A 26491-nucleotide genomic window follows, 5' to 3' on the forward strand; every position below is an offset into this window, starting at 1 on the left:
AAATTCTGAACAATTCTATAACCCAGTCATAAAAAGTCCGCGCTAACGGGCTATCCTTTTCTATGTCGGCCAACAGGCGAACCTAGATGAGCGTGTCGTTCTGCGTGCAAGTCAGCACCAACGACAAATCAATTCGCATTTAATACATTTTTTAAGACCAAAACGGGAAAGCATTATGCCCAAGTTACGTTCTGCAACCTCCACCCAGGGAAGAAATATGGCCGGCGCACGCGCGCTGTGGCGTGCAACCGGTATGAAAGATACTGATTTCGGCAAGCCGATTATTGCGATTGCCAACTCCTTCACGCAGTTCGTGCCGGGACACGTGCACTTAAAAGATCTCGGTCAGTTAGTGGCGCGCAGCGTTGAAGAGGCAGGCGGTGTGGCCAAAGAGTTTAACACCATCGCGGTAGATGACGGTATCGCCATGGGTCATAGCGGTATGCTGTACAGCCTGCCGTCACGTGAAATCATCGCCGATTCCGTGGAGTACATGGTAAACGCGCACTGTGCAGACGCCATCGTATGTATCTCTAACTGTGACAAGATCACCCCGGGAATGCTAATGGCCTCTATGCGCCTGAACATTCCGGTAGTATTTGTATCCGGTGGTCCGATGGAAGCCGGTAAAACCAAACTGTCTGACCAACTGATCAAACTTGACCTGGTTGATGCCATGGTTGCCGCTGCCGATGACCGCGTGAGCGATGAAGATACAGACAACATTGAACGTTCTGCCTGCCCCACCTGTGGTTCGTGCTCCGGTATGTTTACCGCCAATTCAATGAACTGCCTGACCGAAGCGCTGGGTCTGTCCCTGCCGGGTAACGGTTCTATGCTGGCGACCCACGCCGATCGCGAAAAGCTGTTTAAGCAAGCCGGTAAACTGGTGGTTGAGCTGTGTGAGCGCTATTACAAAAATGATGACGAAACTGCCTTGCCGCGCAACATTGCATCGTTCAAAGCGTTCGAAAATGCCATGAGTCTGGATATTGCCATGGGCGGTTCCACCAATACGATTCTGCACTTATTGGCGGCGGCGATGGAAGGTGAAGTGCCTTTCACTATGGCTGATATCGACCGTCTGTCTCGTAAAGTACCGCACTTGTGTAAGGTGGCGCCGTCCACGCCTAAGTACCATATGGAAGACGTTCACCGTGCCGGTGGTGTTCTGGGTATTCTGGGCGAGCTAAATAAAGCTGGCCTACTGAATCAGGACGTACACCACGTTCTTGGCAAAAAGCTGCCAGACGTGATCAGCGACTGGGATATCACTAACCCTGAAAACAAAGACGCCGATACTTTCTTCCGTGCGGGCCCTGCGGGTATCCGTACTACTCAGGCATTCAGTCAGGATTGTCGCTGGGATGAAGCCGATGCTGACCGCAGTGAAGGCTGTATCCGTGATTTAGAGCATGCCTACAGTAAAGACGGCGGTCTGGCGGTACTTTACGGTAACCTGGCGGTTGATGGTTGTATCGTTAAAACTGCGGGCGTGGATGAATCTATCCTCAAATTCACTGGTTCTGCAAAAATCTACGAAAGCCAGGACGATGCGGTAGCAGGCATTCTGGGTGACGAAGTGAAAGCAGGCGATGTGGTTATCATTCGCTACGAAGGCCCGAAAGGCGGCCCGGGTATGCAGGAAATGCTGTATCCCACGTCTTACCTGAAATCCAAAGGCCTGGGCAAAGCCTGTGCGCTTATCACCGACGGTCGTTTCTCCGGTGGTACCAGCGGTCTGTCTATTGGTCACTGCTCGCCTGAAGCGGCAAGCGGCGGCGGCATTGGTCTGGTGGAAGACGGCGATAAGATTGAGATCGACATTCCTAACCGTACGATCAACATTGTGATTTCCGACGAAGAAATGGCTCATCGTCGCGCGGCGATGGAAGCCAGCGACAAGCCTTGGAAACCGAAGAATCGTGAGCGCAAAGTGTCTCTGTCTTTGAAAAACTTTGCGATGCTGGCAACCAGTGCGGACAAAGGCGCGGTGCGTGATGCGTCTAAATTGGAAGATATATGAGTGTTACCGACCACGAATACCTGAAAAAGGTTCTACTCGCGCCGGTTTATGAAGTTGCCGTCAACAGTGAGTTGTCGGCCATGTCTCGTCTGTCTCAGCTAATCGGTAACGAGGTTTACCTGAAGCGTGAAGATCAGCAGCCGGTGAAGTCATTTAAGTTGCGCGGTGCATATACGCGCCTTAGCGCACTGAGCCAGGAACAATTGACTGCGGGTGTGATTGCGGCCTCAGCCGGTAACCATGCGCAAGGTTTGGCTTATGGCGCGAAGAAGAAAGGTGTTCATGCCACTATCGTGATGCCTGAAACCACACCGGATATTAAAGTGGATGCGGTGCGTCGTTTCGGTGGCAACTACGCCAATATCGTGTTGCACGGTACCAACTTCGATTCTGCCAGCAAGCATGCACAGGAACTGGCGAAAACCCACGGCTACACGTTTATTCCGCCGTTTGACGATCCGGATGTGATTGCTGGTCAGGGTACGGTTGCCCGGGAACTGCTGGAGCAAAATCCGAATCTGGATATTCTGTTTGTGGCTATCGGCGGTGGCGGTCTGGCGGCGGGTATCGCGGTATACCTCAAACAACTGAAGCCAGACATCAAAATCATTGGTGTGGAATCGGAAGAATCCGCCTGCTTTAAAGCGGCCATGGAAGCCGGTGAAATCGTAACCCTGCCCTCCGTGGGAATTTTCGCCGATGGTGTGGCGGTGAAAACCATGGGCACGGAAACCTTCCGTTTATGTGAGCGCCTGCTTGATGGCGTGATCACCGTGAGCAACGACGAAATCTGTGCGGCCATCAAAGATATCTTCGATGACACCCGCGTGATTGCAGAGCCCGCCGGCGCCATGTCCATCGCGGCCATTAAGAAGTATGTGGCCGAGCACGATATTCGTGGCAAGAAGCTGGGCGGCATTCTGTGTGGTGCGAACATTAATTTCCATACACTGCGTTATGTGTCTGAGCGCTGTGAACTGGGTGAGCAGAAAGAAGCGGTGTTTGCGGTGAAAATCCCTGAACGTCGCGGCGCGTTCAAGCAATTTTGCGAAACCCTGGGCGGTAAGGCCATTACCGAGTTTAACTACCGTTTCGCGAATGAGAAAGACGCGCACATCTTTGTGGGTGTGAACCTCAAAGGCGGTATGAAAGAATTCGCTGACCTGAATACGTCACTCACGGCGCAGGGCTACGACTGTTTTGACATGAGCGGTAACGAGCTGGCTAAGCTGCACGTCCGTCACATGGTGGGTGGACGTCCGCCCACACTGCTGAACGAAGCGGTTTTCACCTTTGAATTTCCGGAGCATCCTGGTGCGCTGCTGAAATTCCTGGCGACCCTGGGCGAGCGTTGGAACATTACCTTGTTCCACTATCGCAATCACGGTGCGGCGGAAGGTTTGGTACTGGCCGGGTTTGAAATCCCGCCTGAAAGCCGTGCCGAGTTCGATGCCCATGTGGATCAGCTCGACTACGAGTTTAAAGAAGTTACAGAAGATCCCGCTTACAAGTTTTTCTTGTCTTAGCGCTATTCAGAGCCTGCCAGTCGGCAGGCTCTATTGTTTATACTGTTCGATTTATACTGTTCGACAGCCCTGCATCAAACAAGACACCTTTTCAGCATCCAGTTGCCCATTCGACAGCAGCGAAGAAAAGCAATGTAAGGCAAAGGGCGCCTTACGGCCAATCTGGCTCTCCTGCATATTTGCTGTTAACGCATTTATTAGTGTTGGCGCATTATTCGGTGTGACACCGCCCCCTATTATCAGCTCAACCTGATTTTCAGCGTGCTGTAAAAAATGTTGGAGTCGTTCAATACCATCCACGGCCCCTTTGCCTGAGCCCCAGTCTGTCCCTGACGACAGCACTCTATCAATACCAAGTGTAAGCACCTGCGACAGCGCTTCTGAAGGAAAAGAAGTGGCGTCGAAAGCGCGATGGAATGTGGTTTTCAGGTTCAGCGAACGAGCGGCATCGACAAGTGTGCGATTTGCCTGCATATCCAGTGCGCCAGTATTATCAAGCACACCAAATACTACACCATCGGCGCCACAACCTGCTGCCATTGACATGGACGATACCATTTCAGCCAGTTCCTCAGCGGTGTAACTGAAACTCCGATCATGCGGGCGAACCATCACTAATAGTTCGCCATGGGGAAAGGCATCTCTGGCAGCGTTAATAGTTGCCAACGACGGCGTTAATCCCTGACGGTCCATATCAGCGCAAAGCTCAACGCGATGAACGCCAAGTGCTGTAGCAAGCTTTAGGTTTGCTACCAGGAAAGGTGAATCAGCGTCAGCGCACAGTTCAATGTCTGTCATTGTGATACCTTTGATTCACCCTTTAATGATGGTAGATAGGTTGCTGCAACAGGCTTATCCTTAAAGCAAACTTTTACCGTCGATTAACTGTGTGCCTGATTTGTCCTGCACCGCATAGTTAAACCCTGGCTGAATGCAGTGAGCACCGTATTCGCCATTTTTATTCAGCGCCAGGAAACCAACCTGAAAAGCTTTGAAATCGCCTAACTTACGGGCGATGCGTTGAACGGCTTCTTCACAAGCCTCAGCCGGTGCTGCGCCCTGACGCATGAGTTCAACCACAAGGTGACAACCTACGGTTTTAATCACCAGTTCGCCCATGCCGGTTGCGGTTGCGGCACCCACTTCGTTGTCGACATAAAGACCAGAACCGATAATCGGAGAGTCGCCTACTCGCCCCTGCATTTTGTAAGCCGCACCAGACGTGGTGCAAGCACCAGAAAGATTGCCCTGACTGTCCAGCGCAAGCATGCCGATGGTGTCATGATTTTCGATGTTGATCTGTTTGATTTCTCGGGTTTTCAACCACTGTTGCCAGTCTGCTTTTGAAGCGTCGGTAAGCAGGTTTTCTTCAATAAAACCCTGTTCGAGGGCGAATTTCTTTGCGCCTTCACCCACCAGCATCACGTGAGGCGTTTTATCCATTACCAGACGTGCGACAGAAATAGGATGTTTGATGTTTTGCAGGAAAGCCACAGAGCCACAATTCATGTTTTCATCCATGATGCAGGCATCAAGCGTCACGTTGCCATCACGATCAGGATAACCCCCAAAACCAACGGTTCTGACTTCCGGATCTGCTTCCGGCACTCTTACACCTTGTTCAACGGCGTCAATGGCCCGACCACCCTCTTCGAGTACCTGCCAGGCTGCCGCATTGGCGGGGATGCCATGTTCCCATGTGGAGATAACAATGGGTTTTCTTTGCACTGGCGGCTTTTTTGCGAAAGCACTGGTTGCCAGGCCTACCGCCCCTGTTAATGTAGAAAGCTGTAGAAAGCGGCGTCGTGAAGTCATGGTCTTTCCTTGTTGTTTTGGTATTTATTATTGTTGAGCGGCTTGCCTCGCAAACATAATTGCGCCTTCCTGTGGAGAAGCCTTTGCCGCGTATATTGTTGATTGGGTTTCAGCCGACATAAATGGCAACAATGCGTTCGCAACGCTGCCAATTAACGTTACTCTGGGAGCGCCAAAGTCAGAGAGCTTTTCGATCACGGATTCTGCAAACTGGGTTGCCTGGCGTAACAGGTTTTGTGCAACTTCGTCGTTTTGCGAGGCTGCCTCGAATACGGCTGGTGCGTACTGGCCAAACGTGGTGGCGTTAGCGTTCACGGTATGTTGTGCAAGCACGGTTTTGTTTTCACCCGCAAGTAGCAGGTTCTGAAGTATTGTTTGGGGCGCTAACTGATCTTCTGCCAGAAGCACAGCTTTTACTGCTTCTAGTCCAAGCCACGAACCACTGCCATTTGCATTAATCGGAAATCCCATGCCACCAATAGCGAGTCGCTGCTGACCACAAACGGCAAGAGCACTAAACCCGGTTCCGAGTATGAGTACGCCACCATCGTGGCCAAGATGTGCGCCAAGTACTGCGGCATGAAGGTCGGTAGTGAGTGCCAGAGATTTAAATGGATGGTCCCAATTCATCATAACTTGCTGCATAGCACCAAGATGCAGGCCGGCGAGGCCAGCGCCAACAGTAATTTCGCCCACGCATTCTCTGCTGAGGCCGGCATTATCCAGCGCCTGAAAGCATGCTTCAAGGATTGAATTCTGAGACTGGCTTACGCCATTAACCGGATTCGCTGGACCGCCTATCCCTTGGCTTATTGTACGTCCATTTTCATCTTGCAATATTGCCTTACAAGATGTGCCACCGCCATCAATCCCTATAAACACTTATTTCCCCACTGCTTTACGCAGTTGCTTAGCATCAAACACTTGAATAGCATCCAGGACTGGGCCTGATGTGCCTTGGGTTCCACCGATCAGATAGACTGAGTCGTTAAAGGTGACTGCGCTGCTGTGTCGCACGCCGGTAATTTCAAGTTCACTATGATGCCACTGCTCGGCTTTGAAATCGTAGGTCCATACTGCGTCCAAATCGTCATAGTTACCGAAAACGATCAGGTAATCACGCCAAACGGTAGCGCTATGTGCACTGATTTTTTCGGGTAGCGGCGGCATCGACTGCCATTTACCCGTAGCAGGGTCGAATTGTTCAAAAACATCTTGCGACTCACCGCTAGCATAACCACCAATGGCGTAAATTTTTCCATCATACGTTACCGTGGCGGTTTCCTTTTCGGTAGGCATAGGCGGCCCCAGTGACCAAACACCCGTTTGGGTGTCGAAAATCGCCATTATCGCAGTGGTTTTGTGTTTGCGGGTATCCCAGTCAAGGTGTGAGCCGCCCAGAACATATATTTTCCCGTTCAGATAGACTGCTGAATTCATTCGCGTTGGGTAAGGTAGCGGGGCTGCTTCGACGACCTTGCGGGTAACGGTATTAAAAATCTCGACCTTGCTTTCGTAGCGCACTTTTTTGCCATCTTGCGCAATGCCACCAATGAGATAGACGTTTTCACTACCATCATAAACGGCAGAAAAATAGCGGCGAGGAATAATATGATTTTTCAGTACTTGGATATTTTTAGTGGTGGGATCAATAATTTCAACATCACCCAGAAACCCTGCCTTGTAGCTGCCACCGAAAACGAATATCCGTTTATCGTCGGTGGCGGATTTGGCCCCCAGTCGCGGCATTTCCAGCTTAAAGGTATTCCCCTTTTGAAATTTGCTAATGTCTGGAATTGATGAACAGGCAGCAATTAACACTAAGCCTACCAGCAAGGTAAGTAATCGGATTGTCCTGACGTACATAACGTTCCTGTTTTTCTGTCGTTTATTATAATTATTGGTTTTGAATTTCGACGCTTTGTAGATGCTGGGTGATTTCCGGCCACACCAGTGTCAATACGTCCTGTCTAAGCGCGTCACTTTCTTCTGAGTATTTCAAACTTCCATCTTCAGAGGAGTCGAGCCAATGGTTTTCCCGCAATGCGGAAATGAAAGACGAAAGCACGTTCTTATCGTAAAACTCAGGCGAATTCATACCGTAAAGCGTCGACAGACGCTCTGCAACCTGTCTGCTACAACGTTCCAGACTGTTGCGACTAATTACCCGTTCGCGTTCGATGATCGTCAGTACGACGGCATAACGCTGGAAAGTTTCCTGCATGCAACGACTTAACAACCAGGCTGGATGGAACGCGCGATCGGAAGAGGTGGGTGGGTGCAGCAGACCCTGCTCCATCTCGATAACCATACCCTGTTCGATAAACGCAGTGATTAACTTATCGGTGTATGCCAGCGCTTCATCCTGTGTCATATAGATGAAAAGCTCTCGCTGAAGTAGCGGATACAGTGCCGCCATTAAGCGCAGGATTTCATGACGATGAATACCTGGGCGGGCGAAAACCGAGGACATGATAATGCCGGGCAGTGCAAATAAGTGCAGTATGTTGTTGCGGTAATACGTGAGAAAGACCGCAGAATCTTCCTGCGGCGCGATCATCGTACCGAAGCCGTCCTGACTGATATCAAACCGCTTAAGTGCCAACGTTTCTTCCAGCATCTTACGGGCACTAATATCTGGAATGGTGGCATCGTCGCTAAAGGGGGCGCTACGCAGCAGCGACAGATAGCTATCCATGGCACGAACCAGCTCTTTTTCAGACATAGTGCGCGTCTTGGAGGATAACAGGCACAATGAAATCAATGCCATACCATTGATTGCTGCATTGCTATTAATGCGTAGCATGACTTCATGGGCTAAATCATTAACCAGCGGGGTGAGCCAGCCTGGCTTTTTCTCAGGATCAGCAGGCAATGTTTCACGCCAGTCAGGCACGCCTTGTTCGAGAAACTGATTCAGGTGAATGGGCTCGCCAAAATTAACATAGCCATGGCCGTAGTTTTTAAGCTTACGGATAGCAGAAAAAACCTGCAGGTTAGATTCTTTCTTCTTGCCACTGCCTTTCAGTTCGCTCAGGTAGCTTTTCACTTCCATCACGTTTTCATAGCCAATGTACACAGGCACAATGCTTACCGGGCGCTGAACACCTTTCAGAATCGCTTGCATGGTCATGGCGAGCATGCCCGTTTTGGGTGGGATCAAACGGCCTGTACGGCTTCGCCCGCCCTCAGGGTAATATTTTACTGAATAGCCTTTATTAAACAGCAACTCCAGGTATTCACGGAAAACGGCTGTGTACAGTTTGTTTCCGGCAAAACTGCGACGCAGGAAGAACGCACCGCTACGACGGAAAATAGGTCCGGCGGGCCAGAAGTTCAGATTAATACCCGCGGCGATATGGGGTGTCACCATGCCTTCGTGATAAATCACATAGGTAAGCAGCATGTAATCCATATGGCTGCGGTGGCAAGGCACGTAAATAATTTCATGACCATTGGCTGCCAGTTCGCGAATACGCTCACTGTGACCAACACTGATACCGTTGTAAATTTTGTTCCAGATGCGGGTGAGAATACGATCGCCAAAGCGGATCAAGCCTTCCCGGTAGTCTGCGGCAATCTCGTCGACATATTCTTTCGCCGTAATCCGCGGATCTTTCTTCTTTGCCTTTTTGCCGCCTTTTTCTTCGCCCATGGCACGCTTCACAGACTCAGAGCCAAGAATGGCGTTGTACAGTTCCTGTCGCTCCAATAGCGTTGGACCTGTCATAGACTGGCGCTTACGATGAAAGTGAGTACTTGCTACCCGAACGAGTTTGTGAGCGATAGAATCGTCGGTACCGTGCTGTTCTGACATTTCACGTGCAGATACCGCCTTGCTGAAATTGATAAAGTTATCGCGACCTAAAAACATCACGATAAAGAATTTACGCAGCCAACTGGGTGAAGCGTGGTGCGCGATGAGATCGCCTAAACCCGGCTTTCCTCTACCTGGCGCACGGCCCCAGGACACAAATACTGGCACAACCTGCACATCAACATCGTCGTGATCGCGGTGCAAATGGAACAAGCTGGAGAAGATGGTTTCCACATCTGTGTGGCTACTGCGGCCAATAAGCGGTTCGGTTTTGCGCAGAAAGACGCTACCCGGATACGATTTCCCTGCAAGCTCAATTTGTTCGGTAGGGCTGGGTAAGCCTAACCGTTGCGTAGACATTTTTAACGCCAACTGATCGGTAACCGAATTTGTTGGCAATAAATAAATGATTGGCTTGGATCTATCAATACCGAGTTCAGACTCGACATTGGCCGGAATGTTGTGGTCTTTGACCAACAGTTTAACGGGATAATGAAACACCGATAAAAGCGTTCTGCGCATCCACGACATGAAATTGGGATCCTGTATTAAGAAAACGGGCGCAGTCTACCACAATTTCACTGCAAACCAGATGACATCAGATGGGAATTCCATCATAGGGATTCTTTTACGCTACGTCACCTCTGGCGCGCTGATTTTATGCTGAATTTTCCTCGCCACCCAGCCTCCACACGTGGCGATGATGCCCGTTGCTGTGGTGCCCCAAATCCAGTCGACGAAGGTCATGGTAAGAGGCCAGTCGTCAATAATGGAGTAGCAGGTTAGATTATAGGTGCCATAAGCCGCTGCCCCGAGTGCAAAGCCAGCAAGTGATTGTGATAACAGGTTTTGTGCAGCATAAGGACGTATTGTTAAATACACCACAGCGGCGCAATAAAGTAGATAGAATGCAAGCCATGGCCACGTGATGAACTGTTCGCGCAATAGCGTGTCGAAGGCCGACTGATAAAGGGGCATAGCAATAACGCCCAGCCACACACCATCGAGGCAAGCGAAAGCAATGAGCACGGCGATGTAGGCGCCAATAAGGGCTTTAACGGAATAGTTCATAAAATGATAAACGGCATAGCCGGATGAAAAGTTCACTGTGAATACTTATCAGGAACTTTCACATTAATGAGCCATACTTACAATATCTACCCTGTGGCGTTGATAGTCAGTCTGACCGTTAACCCGACAACAATAGGACAGGCGCGGGGATACAATGAAAATAAAATTATTCGAATTTGGTGACTTGTTCTGGGTGCCAGAATTTTATCACGCGTTTCTGCGCCGCTTCATGGGTGCACTGTATAAGGTATTTGGCTATCACAAAATGTGGCTGCCAGAACTGAATGCTTTTATTGATAAAGCCGGTGGTACCGTGCTCGATCCGTGCGCTGGAAGTGGTTTCGTTAACGAACTTCTGATCCGCGAGATGGGCAAAAAAGACATCCGTTTTAATCTTTCTGACTTCATGATCGATAAAAACCCGGAATTTCGCGAACGCATTAATCGCTTAGGTGATGATCGCATTCATTACCTTGAGCAACCCATCGATGTGCTCAAAGACAATCCGGATTTTCGCTGCCCGAAAATATTTATTAATTCCTTTCACCATTTCGACCACGAACAAGTGAGTCAGATTTTTAAACTGAATCTCCCTCACGGCGACGATGTGCTGGTGTTGGAGTACTGCGATAATTCATTTATGGCCTATGTCTCTATGCTGCTCGGGCCGCTAGTGGCGATGATCATGCTGCCGTTCATTACCGAACGCCGCCTGTTGTTAGTAACCGCCATATTCACTTACCTGATTCCTATCGTACCGCTGATGTTGCTGTGGGATGGCATTGTGTCGAGCATGCGATGTTATTCAAATCGGGAATTGAAGCAGGTGTTAGCCAGCGCCGGATTTGAAAACGTGAAGGTAACCACCACGTTCCGTCGAAACTTGCTGTATCCCGCTGGTGTAACGGCCCATCATATTGAAGCGCCTAAGGCTGAATAAGCGGCTTTAGCTGCTGATAAAGGCTGTCATTGGGGTAAGCATTACCCAGCGCGACGGCAGCCTTTTTCAGCATGGCAGTGTTCTTACTCATATAAGCGTATTTTGCCCAGGTAGACAGTAAATCATAATCGGCAGGCCAGCGCGCTGCGGCATTTGCCAATACCTCAACAGCTTCATTCTGACGCTGTAATTGCCAGAGTGACACCCCATACACAAACGCAAATCGCGGAATCGCATCATCGGCCTGATAGGCCAGCTCAAGGTGTAGTGCGGCTTCGTCGTATTGCTTTTCACGCACTAGCATGAGTCCGTAGGCAAATTGCACGGCACCTGAATCTGGCGCTGTCGCAAGTGCGGCTTTCAACTCGCGTTTCTCTCCCCGAGCATTCCCCATTTCCTTTAGAAAATCGGCAAATGCCATGCGTGCTGACAAGAAAGCCGGGTCGATGGTCAGTGCACGCTCATAAAATTGCTTCGCAGCCACAATGTCATTTCGGCGTCGGGCAAGTTGAGCGAGTCCTACATTCGAACCGGGATGATCTGCCGACTGTTGCAACCATTTTGCGTATTCGTCTAATAAGGGCGCGATGGTCGCTTCCGGTAAAATATGGTCTACCGGTGCGTTTAACAGCGCCGCCGCAACTTCACTACGAACGGAGGCAGCCTCGTCATTCATGAGGTGCTTGGCTATTTTAGCTTGCTGTTGTGGCGGTAAAGCGCGCGCTGCACGGGCGGCGCCACGACGACGAATGGTTGAATCTGACTGAGTATCACGCCAAATCAATTCAGCTGCCTCTGCGGGTGACTGTGTCACCAATTTTTCAGTGAGTGCAACAGCCAGCAGATCCGGCAGGTTTACCGTTTCATCTGCAAGGAAGCGGCTTGAATCTGCGATCGCATCGGCGTTCCAGGTGAGCATCGCCTGATTGAATGCCGCCCATTGCCCTAACGTGTCAGCAGATGCACCTTCCCGCCTTGGCCAGTGCATGATGGCGTCTTTGAACCAGCTTTCAGATTTGTCTTCATGACAACTCTGGCAAGGACTCATGCTATTTGCGTTCAGTGCTGACGGGCGATGAAAACGGTGATCTCGTCTGTCGTCCACGCCCATGTAGGTGCGGGCGGGCATATGGCAGTCGAGGCAGTTTGCATCTTTATGTCCATTGGTATGTTCCGGTGCGGCAAACACATCCGCTCGGTGGCAGGTGGCACATATCTGTTCGCCGGGAAGCTTTGTTTTACCTGAGTGTGGGTCATGACAATTGGTACAGGTGACCCCAGCTTGTGCCATTTTGCTTTGCAGGAATGAACCCAGTACAAACACTTCATCACGAATTTGTCCGTCGCTGAAGTACAGTGGTTCGTTTACACCATCGAGTTGAAACTGCTGATGATACGGTTGGGTTAAATCTGGCTCTCCCAGTTCAGCCCGGCGGCTGTGGCATCCGCCACACGTGTCGGTAGCCAGTGCCAGTGGTGAAGCGGAAGAAGACTGCGGGCGGGCAATAGGATCATTGCCGGAAAAATGAAACGCAATGGCTTTGCCTAGAGATTTCAGGCCGGTCTTGTTTGCTGAAATCTTGTTGGTTTTAGCCAGTTTAACGTGCTCTGAGCCAGGGCCATGACAGCTTTCACATGCCACGTTGACGTCGGAATACGTGGTATTGAAGGCATTATTGACTGGATCGTAATGCTTCTCCAGGTTGGTAGAGTGGCAAGAGGCACAGCGACTGTTCCAGTTTTGGTAGTAGCCAGTCCAGAAGAATGGATGTTCCGGGTCGGTTACGCTGTCATCTTGTAACTGATACCATCGTTGTCCACCTTCGCCCAGCGGCCTACTGTCCCAGGCTACGTCGAAGGCCTGCAATCTGCCGCCATCGGTACGCAAAAGATATTGCTGCAGAGGGTTATAGCCAAAAGTGTAAGCTACTTCAAAGGTTTGCGGCTTGCCATTATTCCCTAAGGTTTCGACCAGGTACCTACCATCGCGGATGAAAAAGCGTGAGGTGCGTTTGCCGGCCGTGAAACTGGCTTCATTAAAGTCGCCAAGTACAGACTTTTCATTCGCAGGCAGCATGCTGTGATAGTGATCAGATTGTTGCCAGTCAGCAGTTTGCTCTGCATGACAATCGGCGCACACGCTAGCCCCCACATAACCTTCGTCGGCATGGGCGGCAGTGCGCATCACGAGCAAAAAAAGCAGGGCTGTCAGACAGCCCTTATTCAGTAAATACAAAAGTCAGGGTCCGGTTTACTTACAAAGTCGCGAGCCTTTTTGACACTTATCCAACTGGTTTTCAACTGGTTTAATGCTCGCCGCGTGGTCTTCACGCAGTTTGGTGAGTCTCGCAATGACTTCTGGATGACTTTGTGCGATATCATATTTCTCTGAAGGATCAGCATTCAAGTCAAATAACAGCGGACTTGCCAGCACTTCACCAGGGTTGCCGCCGTAGCCTTCTTTAAGAATAAAGTGCGCTTTATAGCGGCCTTCCCGCACAGCAAAAACCTTTGCGCCGCGATAGTAGAAATAGACGTCACGGGCGCTGTCTTCACCATTCAGCAACGTGGATTTTACTGAATAGCCGTCGGTGTCAGCGGGTATTTCTCCACCTGCAAGATCAACCAGAGTGGGCAGTAAATCTATGGTGGAGCCGATATCGTGACGGATGCCGGATTTAATGTGTCCCGGCCACCAGAAAATACCGGGTACGCGCATGCCGCCCTCAAACACATCAGACTTTCCGCCGCGCAACAATCCGGCACTGCCGCCTAATGTTTCAAACCAGGTCCAAGGTCCATTATCGGAACTGAAAATTACCAGGGTGTTTTCATCGATGCCTTCATCTTTTAGTGTTTGCAGAATTTCACCTACCGACCAGTCGAGCTCTTCAATCACATCGCCATACAGGCCTTGCGTGCTTCGACCTTCAAATTCTTTCGAAGCGAACAGCGGTACATGAGGCATAGCGTGGGCGATATACAGGAAGAACGGATTTTCTTTATGGGATTTAATGTAGTTCTTTGCCCGGGTGGTGTAGGTTTTCGTGATCTCATGCTGATTCGGTGCACGCTCGATAATTTCTTCCCCCTGCATGAGTGGCACACGAAAATACTCGGATTTCGGGTTGGTCCACTGCTTACCCTTGTTCCAGGTTTTTACACTCCAGTCTGGGCCGTTAAGCTTTTGAATTTTTTCAAAATCCTGATCCATGTCGTTGGAATAAGGAATGCCGAACCAGCTGTCGAAGCCGTGGTTCTCTGGCAAGAATTCAGGGAGGTGGCCAATGTGCCATTTCCCAATCATGGCGGTGTCGTACCCTTGTGCTTTTAGCGCTTCTGGAATGGTAGTGGCGGACGTCGGCATACCGCCTAGCGAGTCTTCACGGAAAACCTGACGCATTGGCGTGGAAGAAGCCAGGCCAGCCCGGACCGGGTATTGGCCTAGCATCAAACCCGCACGACTGGGCGAGCACACGGGCGCGGCTACGTAAAAGTTCGTCCACTTTTGCCCTTCCGCCGCCATCGAATCCAGATTCGGGGTTTTTAGCGTAGGATGACCATTGTTGCTCATATCGCCATATCCCATATCATCAGCAAAAATAATGATTACGTTGGGTTTCTCGGCGTTGTCTTCGGCAGCGAGTGTTGGGGAAGACATTATCCCGGCAATACACAGCAAGCTGCCAAGCAGCGCGGCCAGGGGGAATTTAGTCATGATGGTATTGCTCCACTTTGCTTTCCTGATAGCCGTAACGCACGGCTTTTGCTTCAATTAAACTATTAGGTAACACCGACACAGGGCCAGTATAGAGTTGCCAGTTATCACCGGCGGCAAGACGATAGGTGATAGAGGCATTGTCACTGGCAGAGTCCATGCTTATGCACATCTGTCCGTTGCAGTCGGTAATGCTTCTATCTCAGCCGGAGTGATCATTTCGTAACCGGTGCTGCCATTGGGCAGCAGCAACTGCGACGTACGCATTTGGTGAGTGCCCATGGAAATCGGGTACATGCCGGATATCAGCGCAGAGCGGTTTGGTGCACAGACCCCAGCAGCGGCATAAACGTTGGTAAAGCGAATGCCTTGCTCAGCAAGGGCATCAATAGTGGGCGTATCAGCCACTGCATCACCGAAAGCACCGACGCGGGGGCTCAGGTCTTCGGCAACAATGAGCAAGATGTTAGGCTGCTTTCCCCAAGCGGTCAGGGAAAAACCAGTAACAACAGTGAAAAGCATCCAACGAAACATTCGCATTACCCAACTCCTTAGTGACCTGAACTGCCGTTTGCTTCCATCCACGGAAAGTACATTTCACCTTTGCGCTGCATCTCCAGCTTCATTGGTGTATCCGGGAACAGGCCCATGTACATGTCTTTACGATTCGGTTCTACCAGCCACCAGTCTGGGAATGGCGCTGCCTTCAGACCATCTTTCTTGCGCAGATTCATGCCTTCGGCCAGTCGTGCGTTGAAGGGCACAGATGGTTTACTGCCGTTGGCAGGATTCAGGGATGCATACAGTGCTTTACGTAATGGCAGTAGCTCTTTTGCATACTGCGGATCGCGGATCAGGTTGTGCATTTCTTCAGGGTCTTTCTCCAGGTCGTAAAGTTCTTCGATATCCCATACGCCGTGGTATTGAATGTACTTGAGGTTGTCGCGGCGGATGGCAAACGTGGTTGGAGTCATCGGGAACGACCACTCCCAGTAGTATTCGTAAACGAAATCAGGTGATTCCCATTTATCCTGGGCGACTTTTCCTGAAGCAACAGGCAGGAAGCTTTTACCTTCAAACTGCGCAGGCTGTTTTGCGCCGGCCAGTTCAAGGAAGGTGGGCGCCATATCCAGATTACGCACCAGTGCTTCGTTGGTTTCGCCCTGTGGCAGCAGACCTGGCGCACTGATCACCAGTGGAACACGCACAGAACCCTCATAAGCATTGCGCTTGTCGATAAGGCCGTGATCACCAATCAGGAAGCCATTATCCGAATAAAACACGACCATGGTATTATCGTATAAATCGTTTTCTTTCAGGTAGGCAAGCACTTCGCCCAAGCTGTCATCCACCGCTGAGAGCGTGGCATAATACTGCTTGAGGTATGCTTCCATGGTGCGGTCACTGGCGTAGAAGAAATCGGTACCGTGCCAGCTGTTGCGCTGGTTATGAACCCACATCGGCTTGTTCTTCGCGGCTTCTTCCGTCACTACAGCTGAGTCCGGCAACTTAAAGTCGACATCGTCGTACTGACCTTCATGGCGCTTAGCTGGCGTGGCGTCAGAGTGAACGGCTTTGTGGCTCAAGTAAAGGAAGAATGGCTGGGAATCGCCCACGTCATTTTTCAGCCAGTCCAGCGCGTAATCAGTGAGTTCGTCGGTAATGTAGCCTTTCTGATCTACATGCTTACCATCAATATTCAGCTGATTGATCTTGCCCTTTTCAAGCATAGGTTTTGGAATGCCATCTGTCGGGTAATAAGCTCCCTGGCCAGGAAAACTCACCCACTTGTCAAAACCATCGCGAGGCATATCTGAATGGCTGCCCATGTGCCATTTACCAAAAAATCCGGTCTTGTAGCCGGCCTGCTGCAGGTATTTGGGGAAAAACGTTAGGCCTTCCTCGCTGGAGTTATTGTTATCCACGATCTTGTGATTACGGGCAGTCATGCCGGTAAGAATGGTGGCCCGGCTGGGGGAACAGAGTGATGAAGTGACCACTGCGTTGGGGAAATACACGCCGGTATCGGCCAGTTTATCGATGTTCGGGGTTTGTAGTTCTTCCTGCAAGAACCCCATACCGTCGTAGCGTAGGTCGTCCATCAGCACAAAAATCACATTGCGCTGTGTGTCTGACGCTTGCACGTTTAGTGACGTGCCGAGTACAAGAACACTGGCCAGCGTCATTAATCGTTTTGAGAGGTGAAGTTTCATGAAATCTCTTCCGGTTAAAGTAAAAAAGCGGCGGACACAGGAGATTGCACTGCCCCGGGCCGCCGTACTGTTGAACCCGTGCGCTAGTAAGCGCCGAATCGATAGGTGAATTCCACGCCCATGTAGCGTTGGAAATCACGGGTTAACTGCGCGTTGATGTTGCTTTGATCGAAGATGGCGGTGCCAATTTGGGCAACGTAATTGTCATCCAACGCGTTCTTTGCAAACACACTGGCCACCCACTGACCATCATCGGCCTGAATGCCTACAGTGAGGTCGAGCACACCGTAGCTGGGCAGGATCAGATAGGGCGCCTGGTTCTGGTTCATCTGCACTTCGTCCTGCCAGCGATAATTGGCACTGACGAACATGTCCATATCGCCATCTAGATAAATGTTGTACTTACCGGAAAGGGTGATTTTGGTATCTGGTGAATTGGGAACATCGCCACCAGAGATTGACTGGAAGCCATCGATACAGCCTTCAGCTTCGGTTTGATTGAAGTAGCACTGCTGATCCATGAATTCACCATAGGTGGCATCAATGAATGCCACACCACCGCTGATTAGCAGTTCAGGTACCGGTTTGGCATTAAACTCCAATTCCAGACCCTTTGTGATAACTTCACCGGCACTGGTCAGCGAAAAGGTCACTGTTTCCGGGTTGTAAGCCTGACCCTGGAAATTCTCGAAAGTGGTATGGAACGCGGTAGCAGACAAGCGCAGGCGACGGTCGAACATTTCTGAGCGTACGCCCCCTTCCCAAGCTACGTTAGTTTCGGCCGGAACGGGGGCGGTGCGGCTTTCGTTCAGCGAGAAAATTAAATCGAAGGCTGGCGATTTATAACCCTGAGCGTAGCTACCAAATAGCATGGTGGTGTCGTTTAAATCGTAGGAAAGTGCAAAACGACCGGTTAGCGCATCGTCTTCGGTTTCGTTGCTGAAATCGCCTTCGGCACCCGGCAGGGCTGGCAGGCCCGAGAACGGCCCGGTAATTTCAGCCGCGCTGCGGTAAAAATCGAAGGAAATTTCGTCTTTGGTGTAGCGTAAGCCCAAAGAGGCTGTGAGTTCGTCTGTGACATCCCAGTCGGCTTGTCCGAATATCGCATAGTTGCGGGTGTCTACCGATGAGTCCATCGCCGCGAAACCAATACCCGACCCTTCCTCCGAACAAGCTACCGTACCGACTACCGGATCGTAGGCATCAGCACAGCGCATGACTTCACGTTCGAAATAACGGTCAACTGTTTGCTCCCAGTAGAACGCGCCCACTGTGACAAACATATCGTCAGTAAGACGTCCAGCTAGACGGAGTTCTTGTGAGAACTGTGACTGCTGTTGGTCGCCGCCACCGGATGCGCCGTTTTTAGTAAACAACACATGGCCTGTCACCGGCGTGAGGTAAGGCACGATGTCGGCATCTTGTGCGGTTTCGAGGGTAAAACCGCGGTAGCCAGTAATCGACGTTAGCGTAAACTCTTCGAAGCTGTGGTTGTATTCAACGGAGATCCCGCCGGTTTCTGTGTTCGAGTACGCTGGGCTGGCAATTTTAACTTCATTGTTGCCCCAGGACACATCCACATCAGCATAGTCTTCTCCAAGCTGGTGGAGGTCAGCCAGTGAACCGCGGCCAATACTTTGTAGCGTTGGTGTACAGCAATCCCGTGTCTGCTTGGAATAATCCGCAATGATATAGAGGTTGTCATCCATGCCAAGATCGATATCCAGCTTACCGCGCATCCCCTTACTTTCGTCACCGTTGATCATCTCGCCAGTGGTGAGGTTTTTTACAAAACCATCGAAGTCACGATTGTAGAACGACAAGCGTCCACGCATATTATCGTTGAGGGGGCCGGTAACCTGACCCATCAATCCCCAGGCGTCATCGTCGGTGAGCGTCATACGGACTTCACCGAAAAAAGAATCTTCCGGGCGTTTGGTAAAGACGCTAACTACACCACCTGAGGCATTTTTACCGAACAGTGTGCCCTGTGGACCGCGCAGTACTTCCACCCGGTCGATGTCAGCCAGATCTGACAGGAATTGCACGGTACGGCCTAGCGGAATGCCATCGATTACTGTACTTACGGTGGGCTCTACGGCTGTCTGGAAGGCGGTAGTACCAATACCACGAATGTTAACGCCGGAACCTCGCATATCACCAGACTGATTAAACGTAACAGACGGGCTTACCTGCACCAGATCCTGAAATTCTGTAGCTTGCGCTGCATCCAGAATTTCTCCAGATACGGTTGTTACTGCGACGGGCACTTCCATGAATCCCTGCACACGCTTTTGCGCAGTGACTTCAATGACTTCCAACTGGGCTTTGGATTTTGCGTCTTGCTCAGCGTCTTCCTGCGCGAGCAGGGCCGACGACGACATCGCGCCCAACGCTATCAGTAACGCTTTTGTGAGTGGCTTTTGGTTAAACATCAATGTATCTCCTCAGGTCTTTTTTTGCACTCGGCAACATAAGTGCATTTTTTGTGCGCATCCCAAACACTGAGCTGCGCTGATATTTTTTGTTTAATAATTGTTAATTTCTTAACAAGGATACAGCTTGATCTGTTTAAAAGTCTATCGTTGTCTTTTTGTTTTGATATCGCTCATACTTTATTTAAAGTGTTGAAAAATATGATCTTAATTTTTGTTTCTAAGTTTGGGTTATAAGCATATTTTCAAATATTATATGCTAACGTTGTCTTTTTGTTGTCTATAACGCAATATTTTCAACTGGGTTTTCGGAAAGCCTGTGGCACAATAGAAATAGTTGCAGAAAACGTAAGTAGATATGAAAGCGGAAAAGAACATCACAGTGCATGACGTTGCCGAAGAAGCTGGCGTGTCTATCAAAACCGTGTCGCGGGTTCTGAACAACGACCCCACCGTTAGAGATAAAAATAAGCAGAAAGTCCTCGATGCCGTGGCGAAAACCGGCTATCGCGTAGATTTAAATGCCCGGCGACTGCGGACCGGGCAGTCGTATCTTATTTGCCTGCTATATATGGACTATGCTTCCAACTCTTATTCCGCAAGGCTGACGTCGGGGGCCATTGAAGTTTGTGATGAAGCGGGCTATGACCTACTTGTGAGGCCAGTTAAAGACAGAGCTTCGCTTGTTGAACAGGTCAGAAAACTCTCGGAACGCTCTAATCCCGATGGCTATATTCTCACGCCCCCTTTGTGTGATGATAAAGGTGTGCTTGAGGTGATTAACGCCGAGAACAAACCCGTAGTAAAAATTTTGCCGATGGATATGGACGAAGTCAGCTGCGTATCCTGCGACATTGTCGGCGGTGTACGAGAGGCGGTTACCCATTTGTTGACCATGGGTCACCGTCGTATTGGCATTATTAATTACAACACGGTCCATGGCGGCTTACTGCGCTACCAAGGGTTTCAGGAAGCCCATGATAATTTTGGGATCAGTGTCGATCTTGAGCTGGTGGTAAATAGTAACCCTAAAACCGACGAGACCTACGAAAGAATTATCCGCACCATGCTGAGCCGGGACGATCGGCCCACGGCATTTTTCACCTTCAACGATTACATTGCAACACTGGTTTACAAAGTAGCTAGCCAGCTTAAATTGCGTATTCCGTACGAGTTATCGGTAGTGGGATTCGATGACGACCCCTCTAGTAAAAACCTTTGGCCACCGCTAAGTACGGTGCATCAACCGGTGGAGAACCTGGGTAAGGCTGCGGCCGGAAAATTGATTCAACAGCTTGTACTTCATCGTCCTTACGAGGAAACCACTGATTTGCGATGTCGGTACGTGCAACGTAGCTCATGTGGCCCACTGTTGTGAACAAACCGGCAGTGTTGCAATTGTCAGCTAAGCTGACAGAGTACCGCCAGTGAGAAGGTTGACTCGGTTTCAGCGCAACGCCTACGCGTCGGGTGCTTTTACCAAAAGTACGCTGTGGAATTTTACAGACCTTCTGCTTCTTTACTACCTGGCAGATATTCAGGGCTTAGGAGCTTCGACAGCAGGTCTCATTTTAATGGTTTCACTGATTGTGTCCGGTATTCTGGATATCACGCTGTCAGTCATGCTCGATACCTATCGGCTGCGCTATCAGAAAGTTATTGCCCTAAGCGCCCCTATTACCGTGTTGTCTTTTGCTCTGCTGTTTTATCCCGTCGAATTGGCGAGAGAGTCGCTGTTTTTATTCTATCTCGTGGCTGCAATCGTGTTCAGAATTGGCTATGCGTTGTTGGATATTCCCCACAATGCCATGCTTGGTACGCTAACAAGCAATAGCCGTGAACGCACAAAGTTGTCATCTGCCCGCATCTTCTTCAACGCATCAGCCATTCTGGTTTTCGCTGCCTTCGCGGGTAAAGTTATTGCGTTGTTGGAAACCCCGGGAGATGACCTTCGATTATGGATGTTGGGCCTCTGCTGCCTGTTTATGCTGAGCAATATTTATTTATGCATCATGCCCGTGTGGTCATTACAAATTCAGCCTCTTCAAGTACAGCGGCCGCCACTGAGAGCCACCTTCACAGCGTTGTGTAAAAATCGCGCCTTTATGGTGCTGGCATTGTATGCGCTTTTACCTTGTATCTTTATTCCAGTGTTTTACAAATCCGGCGTCTACTTCGCCAGTATGTTACTGGCAGACGAAAAACTCACAAACTGGCTCATTATAAGCTTGGCCATTGGTAAATTGGTGGCATTGCCCGGCTTCGTAAAGCTGTCGTACCTGATAGAAAAGCATCACGCCATGATTCTTGGCTTAGTGGGTCTGATTGCGGTGTTACTCATATTCATGGTGTTTACGCCCCGGTCGCTACCTTTCCTGTGTTTGGCGTTCTTCTCGTGTGGCATTTTTGCCGGGGGGCTCATGGTGTTGATATGGTCCGCGCTACCCGACACTATCGAATATGGTTTGCGAGAAACGGGGGTAGTGAACCCTACGCTAACCTTTGGCGCTTTCCACCTGGTGATGCGGGTGAGTGATGGACTGTCATTCGCGGTGATAGCGGGGGTACTGGAATGGTCTGCGTTGCAAACTGCAGGAAATGCAGAATTCTTTGTCGATAGCATTGCCATTATTGCCGCTATCGGCTGTGTCCTTGGCGTTGCCGTGCTCTGGTTTTATCCGATTACCCATCAATGTCACCAGGAAATGGTAAATACAGCTGAGGAAAAAACCGCAATCAATCAACGTTGATCACTTGTCAATCTTGCATAACTGTATATACTCACAGGAACTGTATAGAAAAACAGGGCTGTTTATGCGTCCACTTACCCCAAGACAAACGGAAGTTCTCGAACTCATTAAAACCACCATGCTGGAAACCGGTATGCCGCCAACGCGTGCCGAAATCGCCAGGCAACTGGGTTTTAAATCGGCCAATGCGGCGGAAGAGCACTTAAAAGCACTGGCACGAAAAGGGGTAATCGAAATCCTGGCGGGTACCTCCCGGGGTATTAAACTGAATATTCCTCTGGAAGGTGAAAACGAGGAAGATGCCGGTTTACCGTTAATTGGGCGGGTTGCTGCCGGTGAGCCAATTCTGGCCCAGGAACATGTGGAAATGCACTACAAGGTCGATCCTGACTTGTTCCACCCCCGTGCAGATTTTCTGCTGCGCGTAAACGGCATGAGTATGAAAGATATCGGTATTTTAGATGGCGATCTTCTCGCAGTGCACCGTACTACAGATGTTCACAATGGGCAGGTTGTGGTTGCACGTGTTGATGAAGACGTAACCGTGAAACGTCTTGAAAAACGTGGCCGAGAAGTATGGCTGCATGCTGAAAACGACGAATTCAACACGATTAAGGTAGATTTGGCGTCAGAGCCTTTCAATATTGAAGGTTTAGCCGTTGGTGTGATCAGAAACGCCGACTGGATGTAAGCGCCGGGCACCGTACCAAACAAAATAGATTTTATAGAATAAGAAAGGCGATGCACTGAAGTGAGCATCGCCTTTTTCTTTTATCAATATGGTGCCCTTAACGAAGCGCTAGTGAAGGATTTGCCCTAACTTAATAACTGGTGTGAGCATAGTGCAGTGTTTTTAGTGCCAGCATAAAAACGTCAGCATTTTTTTCGCCACTCACATTCTTCACTACAGTCACTGCTGTGTTGTGTTCACGACACAGAATCGTCATGGTAATACCACCCATGCTGCCGCCTGAATGCATCACCGCGGTGGGAATGTCGTCCATTAACTTAAGTGCTTCCACGTTAGCTTTATACGCTTCCCGTTCTCGATAATCGCCAAAGCCAACTTTCCAGCCAATGCCGTAGCCCACTTCGTCCCCGTTATTTAACGTTGCCCGGGTAAACATGGATTTCGTTGTTTCTGCAGCCAAATAATCACTGGCTACGTGAGCCACTGCAAAGCGCACAATGTCAGATGGCGAGGCAATAAAACCGCCACCTGCCCACTTGTAGCTGTGGTCGGTTTGGGGAGCGTTAATCAAAGTGCCTTCTTCGGTTGTATAGGGCCGGGCGCGGTTTTCGATAATTGTGAACTGATCATCAAATACAGTTTCTTTTAGCGATAAAGGCGCAAACACTTCCTGTTCGATAATCTGACGAAAATCCCGATTGCCATCAGCGCCTTCCATTGCAGCACTGACTAACGTCCAGGCGAATGTGGAATAGCTGAAATCGGTACCTGGTGAGAATTCCAGCGGATCATCCTTAAACATGGCGAGGGCGCTGTTAATATCTGGGTAGGTTTCATTGAGCAAAAACTCATTCGCGCCTTCTTTGTAATGGCGAATACCGGCTGTATGAGAGGCTAACTGACGTAAGGTAATGACTGGCTTGTCTTTCGGCCAATCAGCGACATAGTCGGTTACCGGTGCATCTAAATCAATTTTACCTTCGTCATACAGCCGCATCATTGCTGCCGTTGCGATGAGCTTGGATACACTGCCGATGCGAACCTTGTGGTGCGGTGTCATGGCGACGCGATTTTCTACATCGGCATAGCCAAAACCCTCGGCCATCATAATGCCTTTTTCATTACCCAATGCCATAGTGATGCCTGGCACAGTGTCATGATTAACCGCTTCATTGAACATAGCGGAGATGGCGTTTTTCGGGAGTGGCTTGGAGAACGCGTTAAAACAGAGCGCAAGGGAAAGCGCTGAAAAAAGAAGTGATTTGTGCAGCAAAAGGACAATCCTGTCTGAAGGTTAAACCTTTACCCTACAGGATGTTTTTCATCTGGCAAATAAAAAGCCCGCTTTCGCGGGCTATGCATCTGGACGGTGATGCAGTAATCGATATTAGCGCTATTACTTAGCCGCTTGTGCTTCAGCGGTGATGCGCAGGGTAACTTCGTCACTTACATTCGGTACATACGTGTCGATACCGAAATCAGAGCGTTTAATCGTTGTTTTTGCATCGAAGCCTACCGCTTGTTTCTGAGTCATCGGGTGCACGCCTGCGCCATTCAGTGTTACGTCCAGTGTCACTTCTTTCGTTACACCTTTGATGGTCAGATCGCCGGTGACTTCCATCGTTTTGTCACCCGTTACCTCAACGTCAGTGCTTTTGAATGTAGCTTTAGGGAATTTAGCTTCGTTGAACCAGCCTTCTTCCATGAATTCTTCGGTCAGTTTCGCAACAAAGGTATCCATAGACGCAATTGATACAGAAACGTCTACCTTACTGTCTTCTGGGCTCTCTTTGTCATAAACAATAGTCCCCTCAGCACCGTTAATTGCTGCTGTAGGGTTAGAAAAACCGAAGTGGCTCCACGACGCAATGACATTGGTGTGAGTCGGGTCGATTTTATAAGACACAGGTGCCGCCAATGCACTTACGCTGAACAAACCTGAAAGCAGTACCGCTGGGATCAATTTAGTCATTACCAATTTCCTTTTTAAACTTGGGGTGTCAAAACAATGAATGTTGTCAGATGATTAATGATACGGCTTCCTGAGAAATTAGATGTATTTAAGATCTGAACAAAACATTCTAATAATCAGAATGAATGCAAAACTTGTCATAATGACCGTCTCCTCATTTCACCATTTCAATGAAACCCGCCATTTATTTTTCACCTAAAGTCTAGACATTGAGCAAAAACTGTTTAATTCTTATACCGTAGTTAACAGAAAAATAACAAAATAAGATAATAATTAACAAGTCGGGCGACTATACGACAGAATCCTGTGAGCAGGGTATTACACAAGATTCTCCATCACGGAGGTGTTGAGTGAAAAAACTCGTAAGTAACGCATTGATGGTTTGGGGGGCAATGAGCGTCGTCACCGCGACCAGCGCACTAGCTCAAACTCATTCTACGTCAGAACGCGCAGGCGAACTGAATCTGCGTCAGGGAGTGACGGATATCAGCGGTCAGGTTTACGACCTGCATATGCTGATGTTTTCGATATGTGTCGCCATCGCCGTCGTGGTGTTTGGAGCGATGTTCTACTCCATTCTCAAACACCGAAAATCTAAAGGCGCCAAGCCAGCGCACTTCCATGAAAACGTGAAAGTCGAAATCGCGTGGACGGTGATCCCGTTTTTGATCCTGATATTTATGGCAGTACCGGCAGCCCAAACCCTGATTGCCATGGAAGATACCAGTAAGCCAGATATGACGGTATTAGTCACCGGTTCGCAGTGGAAATGGCACTACCAATACATGGACTCAGACGTTTCTTTCTATTCAGTAATGGCTACACAGCGCGAGCAAATTGAGAACAAGTTCGACAAAGGCGAGAACTACTTACTGGAAGTTGACCGTCCGCTGGTTATCCCCACCAATCAGAAAGTCCGCTTTCTCATTACTTCCGACGACGTGATCCATTCCTGGTGGGTGCCGGACTTTGCAGTGAAGAAAGATGCTAATCCGGGCTTCATCAACGAGGCTTGGACAAAGGTGAATGAACCCGGCATTTATCGCGGTCAGTGCGCCGAGTTGTGCGGTAAAGATCACGGCTTTATGCCGGTTGTTGTTATTGCTAAAACCCCGGATGAATACAAAACCTGGATGACGGAACAGGAGGCCATTGTTAAGCAGGCCAAAGAAGAAGAGGCCCGTTTGCTTGCAATGAGCATGAGCAAGGAAGAGCTAATGGCGGTGGGTGAGAAAGTATACAACTCTACCTGCGCTGCCTGTCATATGCCTACTGGTCAGGGGTTACCGGGTGTATTCCCTGCGCTGAAAGGCAGTCCAATGGTACTTAATGATAAGCAGGCTCACATCGATATTGTGCTCAATGGTAAGAGCGGCACAGCCATGCAAGCCTTTGGCAAAATGCTATCGCTGAAGGAAGTGGCGGCTGTGGTTACCTATGAGCGTAATGCCTGGGGCAACAATACGGGCGATGTGATCCAACCGAAAGACGTGAATGCTGTGGCAAACGGTAACTAG

General features: G+C 49.7%; 21 protein-coding genes. 7 read left to right on the forward strand and 14 right to left on the reverse strand.

Annotated elements, in window-relative coordinates:
- The first annotated feature begins 175 nt into the window (after nt 1–175).
- On the forward strand, nt 176–2026 hold the full coding sequence (gene ilvD / locus ACXAFQ_RS05115) for a dihydroxy-acid dehydratase (protein ID WP_474818619.1): 1851 nt from the start codon (nt 176–178) through the stop codon (nt 2024–2026).
- Nucleotides 2023–3552, forward strand: coding sequence for a threonine ammonia-lyase, biosynthetic (gene ilvA / locus ACXAFQ_RS05120; RefSeq protein ID WP_474818621.1), 1530 nt, complete (start codon nt 2023–2025; stop codon nt 3550–3552). The genes ilvD and ilvA overlap by 4 nt, the downstream gene beginning before the upstream one ends.
- Nucleotides 3553–3603: 51 nt before the next feature.
- On the opposite strand, the gene ACXAFQ_RS05125 is transcribed toward ilvA, so the two are convergent.
- The 6 genes from ACXAFQ_RS05125 to ACXAFQ_RS05150 all read right to left on the reverse strand — a co-directional run bounded on the left by ACXAFQ_RS05125 (nt 3604) and on the right by ACXAFQ_RS05150 (nt 10291).
- Nucleotides 3604–4350, reverse strand: coding sequence for a copper homeostasis protein CutC (locus tag ACXAFQ_RS05125; RefSeq protein WP_474818623.1), 747 nt, complete (start codon nt 4348–4350; stop codon nt 3604–3606).
- Between the two features lie 60 nt (nt 4351–4410).
- A complete protein-coding gene (locus ACXAFQ_RS05130; protein ID WP_474818624.1) occupies nt 4411–5367 on the reverse strand; it encodes a glycosylasparaginase in 957 nt (318 codons plus the stop codon).
- 27 nt (nt 5368–5394) lie between these two features.
- Nucleotides 5395–6249 (reverse strand): glucosamine kinase nucleotide-binding domain-containing protein, encoded by an 855-nt coding sequence (locus ACXAFQ_RS05135; RefSeq protein WP_474818625.1) that lies wholly within the window; start codon nt 6247–6249, stop codon nt 5395–5397.
- Nucleotides 6250–7233 carry a Kelch repeat-containing protein gene (locus ACXAFQ_RS05140; protein WP_474818626.1) on the reverse strand — a complete coding sequence of 328 codons (984 nt, stop codon included), beginning with the start codon at nt 7231–7233 and terminating at the stop codon, nt 6250–6252.
- 31 nt (nt 7234–7264) lie between these two features.
- Entirely contained in the window at nt 7265–9715 is a 2451-nt protein-coding gene (plsB, locus tag ACXAFQ_RS05145) for a glycerol-3-phosphate 1-O-acyltransferase PlsB (protein ID WP_474818627.1), read from the reverse strand.
- A gap of 102 nt (nt 9716–9817) precedes the next feature.
- On the reverse strand, nt 9818–10291 hold the full coding sequence (locus ACXAFQ_RS05150; RefSeq protein WP_474818628.1) for a DUF2177 family protein: 474 nt from the start codon (nt 10289–10291) through the stop codon (nt 9818–9820).
- A gap of 118 nt (nt 10292–10409) precedes the next feature.
- On the opposite strand from ACXAFQ_RS05150, the gene ACXAFQ_RS05155 reads away from it, so the two are divergent.
- Nucleotides 10410–11195, forward strand: a complete 786-nt coding sequence (locus tag ACXAFQ_RS05155) for a hypothetical protein (protein ID WP_474818629.1) — start codon at nt 10410–10412, stop codon at nt 11193–11195.
- Here ACXAFQ_RS05155 and ACXAFQ_RS05160 read toward each other — a convergent pair.
- From ACXAFQ_RS05160 to ACXAFQ_RS05185, 6 genes are all read right to left on the reverse strand, one after another.
- Nucleotides 11182–13431, reverse strand: a complete 2250-nt coding sequence (locus tag ACXAFQ_RS05160; protein ID WP_474818630.1) for an ammonia-forming cytochrome c nitrite reductase subunit c552 — start codon at nt 13429–13431, stop codon at nt 11182–11184. The two genes, ACXAFQ_RS05155 and ACXAFQ_RS05160, sit on opposite strands and share 14 nt — an antisense overlap.
- A gap of 15 nt (nt 13432–13446) precedes the next feature.
- A complete protein-coding gene (locus tag ACXAFQ_RS05165; protein ID WP_474818631.1) occupies nt 13447–14913 on the reverse strand; it encodes a sulfatase family protein in 1467 nt (488 codons plus the stop codon).
- Complete coding sequence (locus ACXAFQ_RS05170; protein ID WP_474818632.1) at nt 14906–15073, reverse strand: hypothetical protein; 168 nt, start codon at nt 15071–15073, stop codon at nt 14906–14908. The genes ACXAFQ_RS05165 and ACXAFQ_RS05170 overlap by 8 nt, the downstream gene beginning before the upstream one ends.
- Before the next feature lie 2 nt (nt 15074–15075).
- Entirely contained in the window at nt 15076–15453 is a 378-nt protein-coding gene (locus ACXAFQ_RS05175; protein WP_474818633.1) for a sulfatase-like hydrolase/transferase, read from the reverse strand.
- An 11-nt stretch (nt 15454–15464) separates the two neighbouring features.
- Nucleotides 15465–17126, reverse strand: a complete 1662-nt coding sequence (locus ACXAFQ_RS05180) for a sulfatase family protein (RefSeq protein ID WP_474818634.1) — start codon at nt 17124–17126, stop codon at nt 15465–15467.
- Nucleotides 17127–17209: 83 nt separating this feature from the next.
- Nucleotides 17210–19561: a TonB-dependent receptor gene (locus tag ACXAFQ_RS05185; RefSeq protein WP_474818635.1), complete on the reverse strand. Its 2352-nt coding sequence runs from the start codon at nt 19559–19561 to the stop codon at nt 17210–17212.
- A 358-nt stretch (nt 19562–19919) separates the two neighbouring features.
- Here ACXAFQ_RS05185 and ACXAFQ_RS05190 point away from each other — a divergent pair, with 358 nt between their 5' ends.
- From ACXAFQ_RS05190 to lexA, 3 genes are all read left to right on the forward strand, one after another.
- Nucleotides 19920–20939: a LacI family DNA-binding transcriptional regulator gene (locus ACXAFQ_RS05190; protein ID WP_474818636.1), complete on the forward strand. Its 1020-nt coding sequence runs from the start codon at nt 19920–19922 to the stop codon at nt 20937–20939.
- A 49-nt stretch (nt 20940–20988) separates the two neighbouring features.
- The gene (locus tag ACXAFQ_RS05195; RefSeq protein ID WP_474818637.1) at nt 20989–22311 is read left to right on the forward strand and encodes an MFS transporter; all 1323 of its coding nucleotides are present in this window, start codon (nt 20989–20991) and stop codon (nt 22309–22311) included.
- Between the two features lie 64 nt (nt 22312–22375).
- Entirely contained in the window at nt 22376–23002 is a 627-nt protein-coding gene (gene lexA / locus ACXAFQ_RS05200) for a transcriptional repressor LexA (RefSeq protein WP_474818638.1), read from the forward strand.
- Between the two features lie 130 nt (nt 23003–23132).
- On the opposite strand, the gene ACXAFQ_RS05205 is transcribed toward lexA, so the two are convergent.
- Both ACXAFQ_RS05205 and ACXAFQ_RS05210 read right to left on the reverse strand, forming a co-directional pair.
- On the reverse strand, nt 23133–24275 hold the full coding sequence (locus ACXAFQ_RS05205; protein ID WP_474818639.1) for a serine hydrolase domain-containing protein: 1143 nt from the start codon (nt 24273–24275) through the stop codon (nt 23133–23135).
- Nucleotides 24276–24398: 123 nt separating this feature from the next.
- Nucleotides 24399–24974, reverse strand: coding sequence for a YceI family protein (locus ACXAFQ_RS05210; protein ID WP_474818640.1), 576 nt, complete (start codon nt 24972–24974; stop codon nt 24399–24401).
- Between the two features lie 392 nt (nt 24975–25366).
- On the opposite strand from ACXAFQ_RS05210, the gene coxB reads away from it, so the two are divergent.
- Complete coding sequence (coxB, locus tag ACXAFQ_RS05215; protein WP_474819256.1) at nt 25367–26491, forward strand: cytochrome c oxidase subunit II; 1125 nt, start codon at nt 25367–25369, stop codon at nt 26489–26491.

Source organism: Alteromonas sp. ABH2_165 (assembly GCF_056159945.1).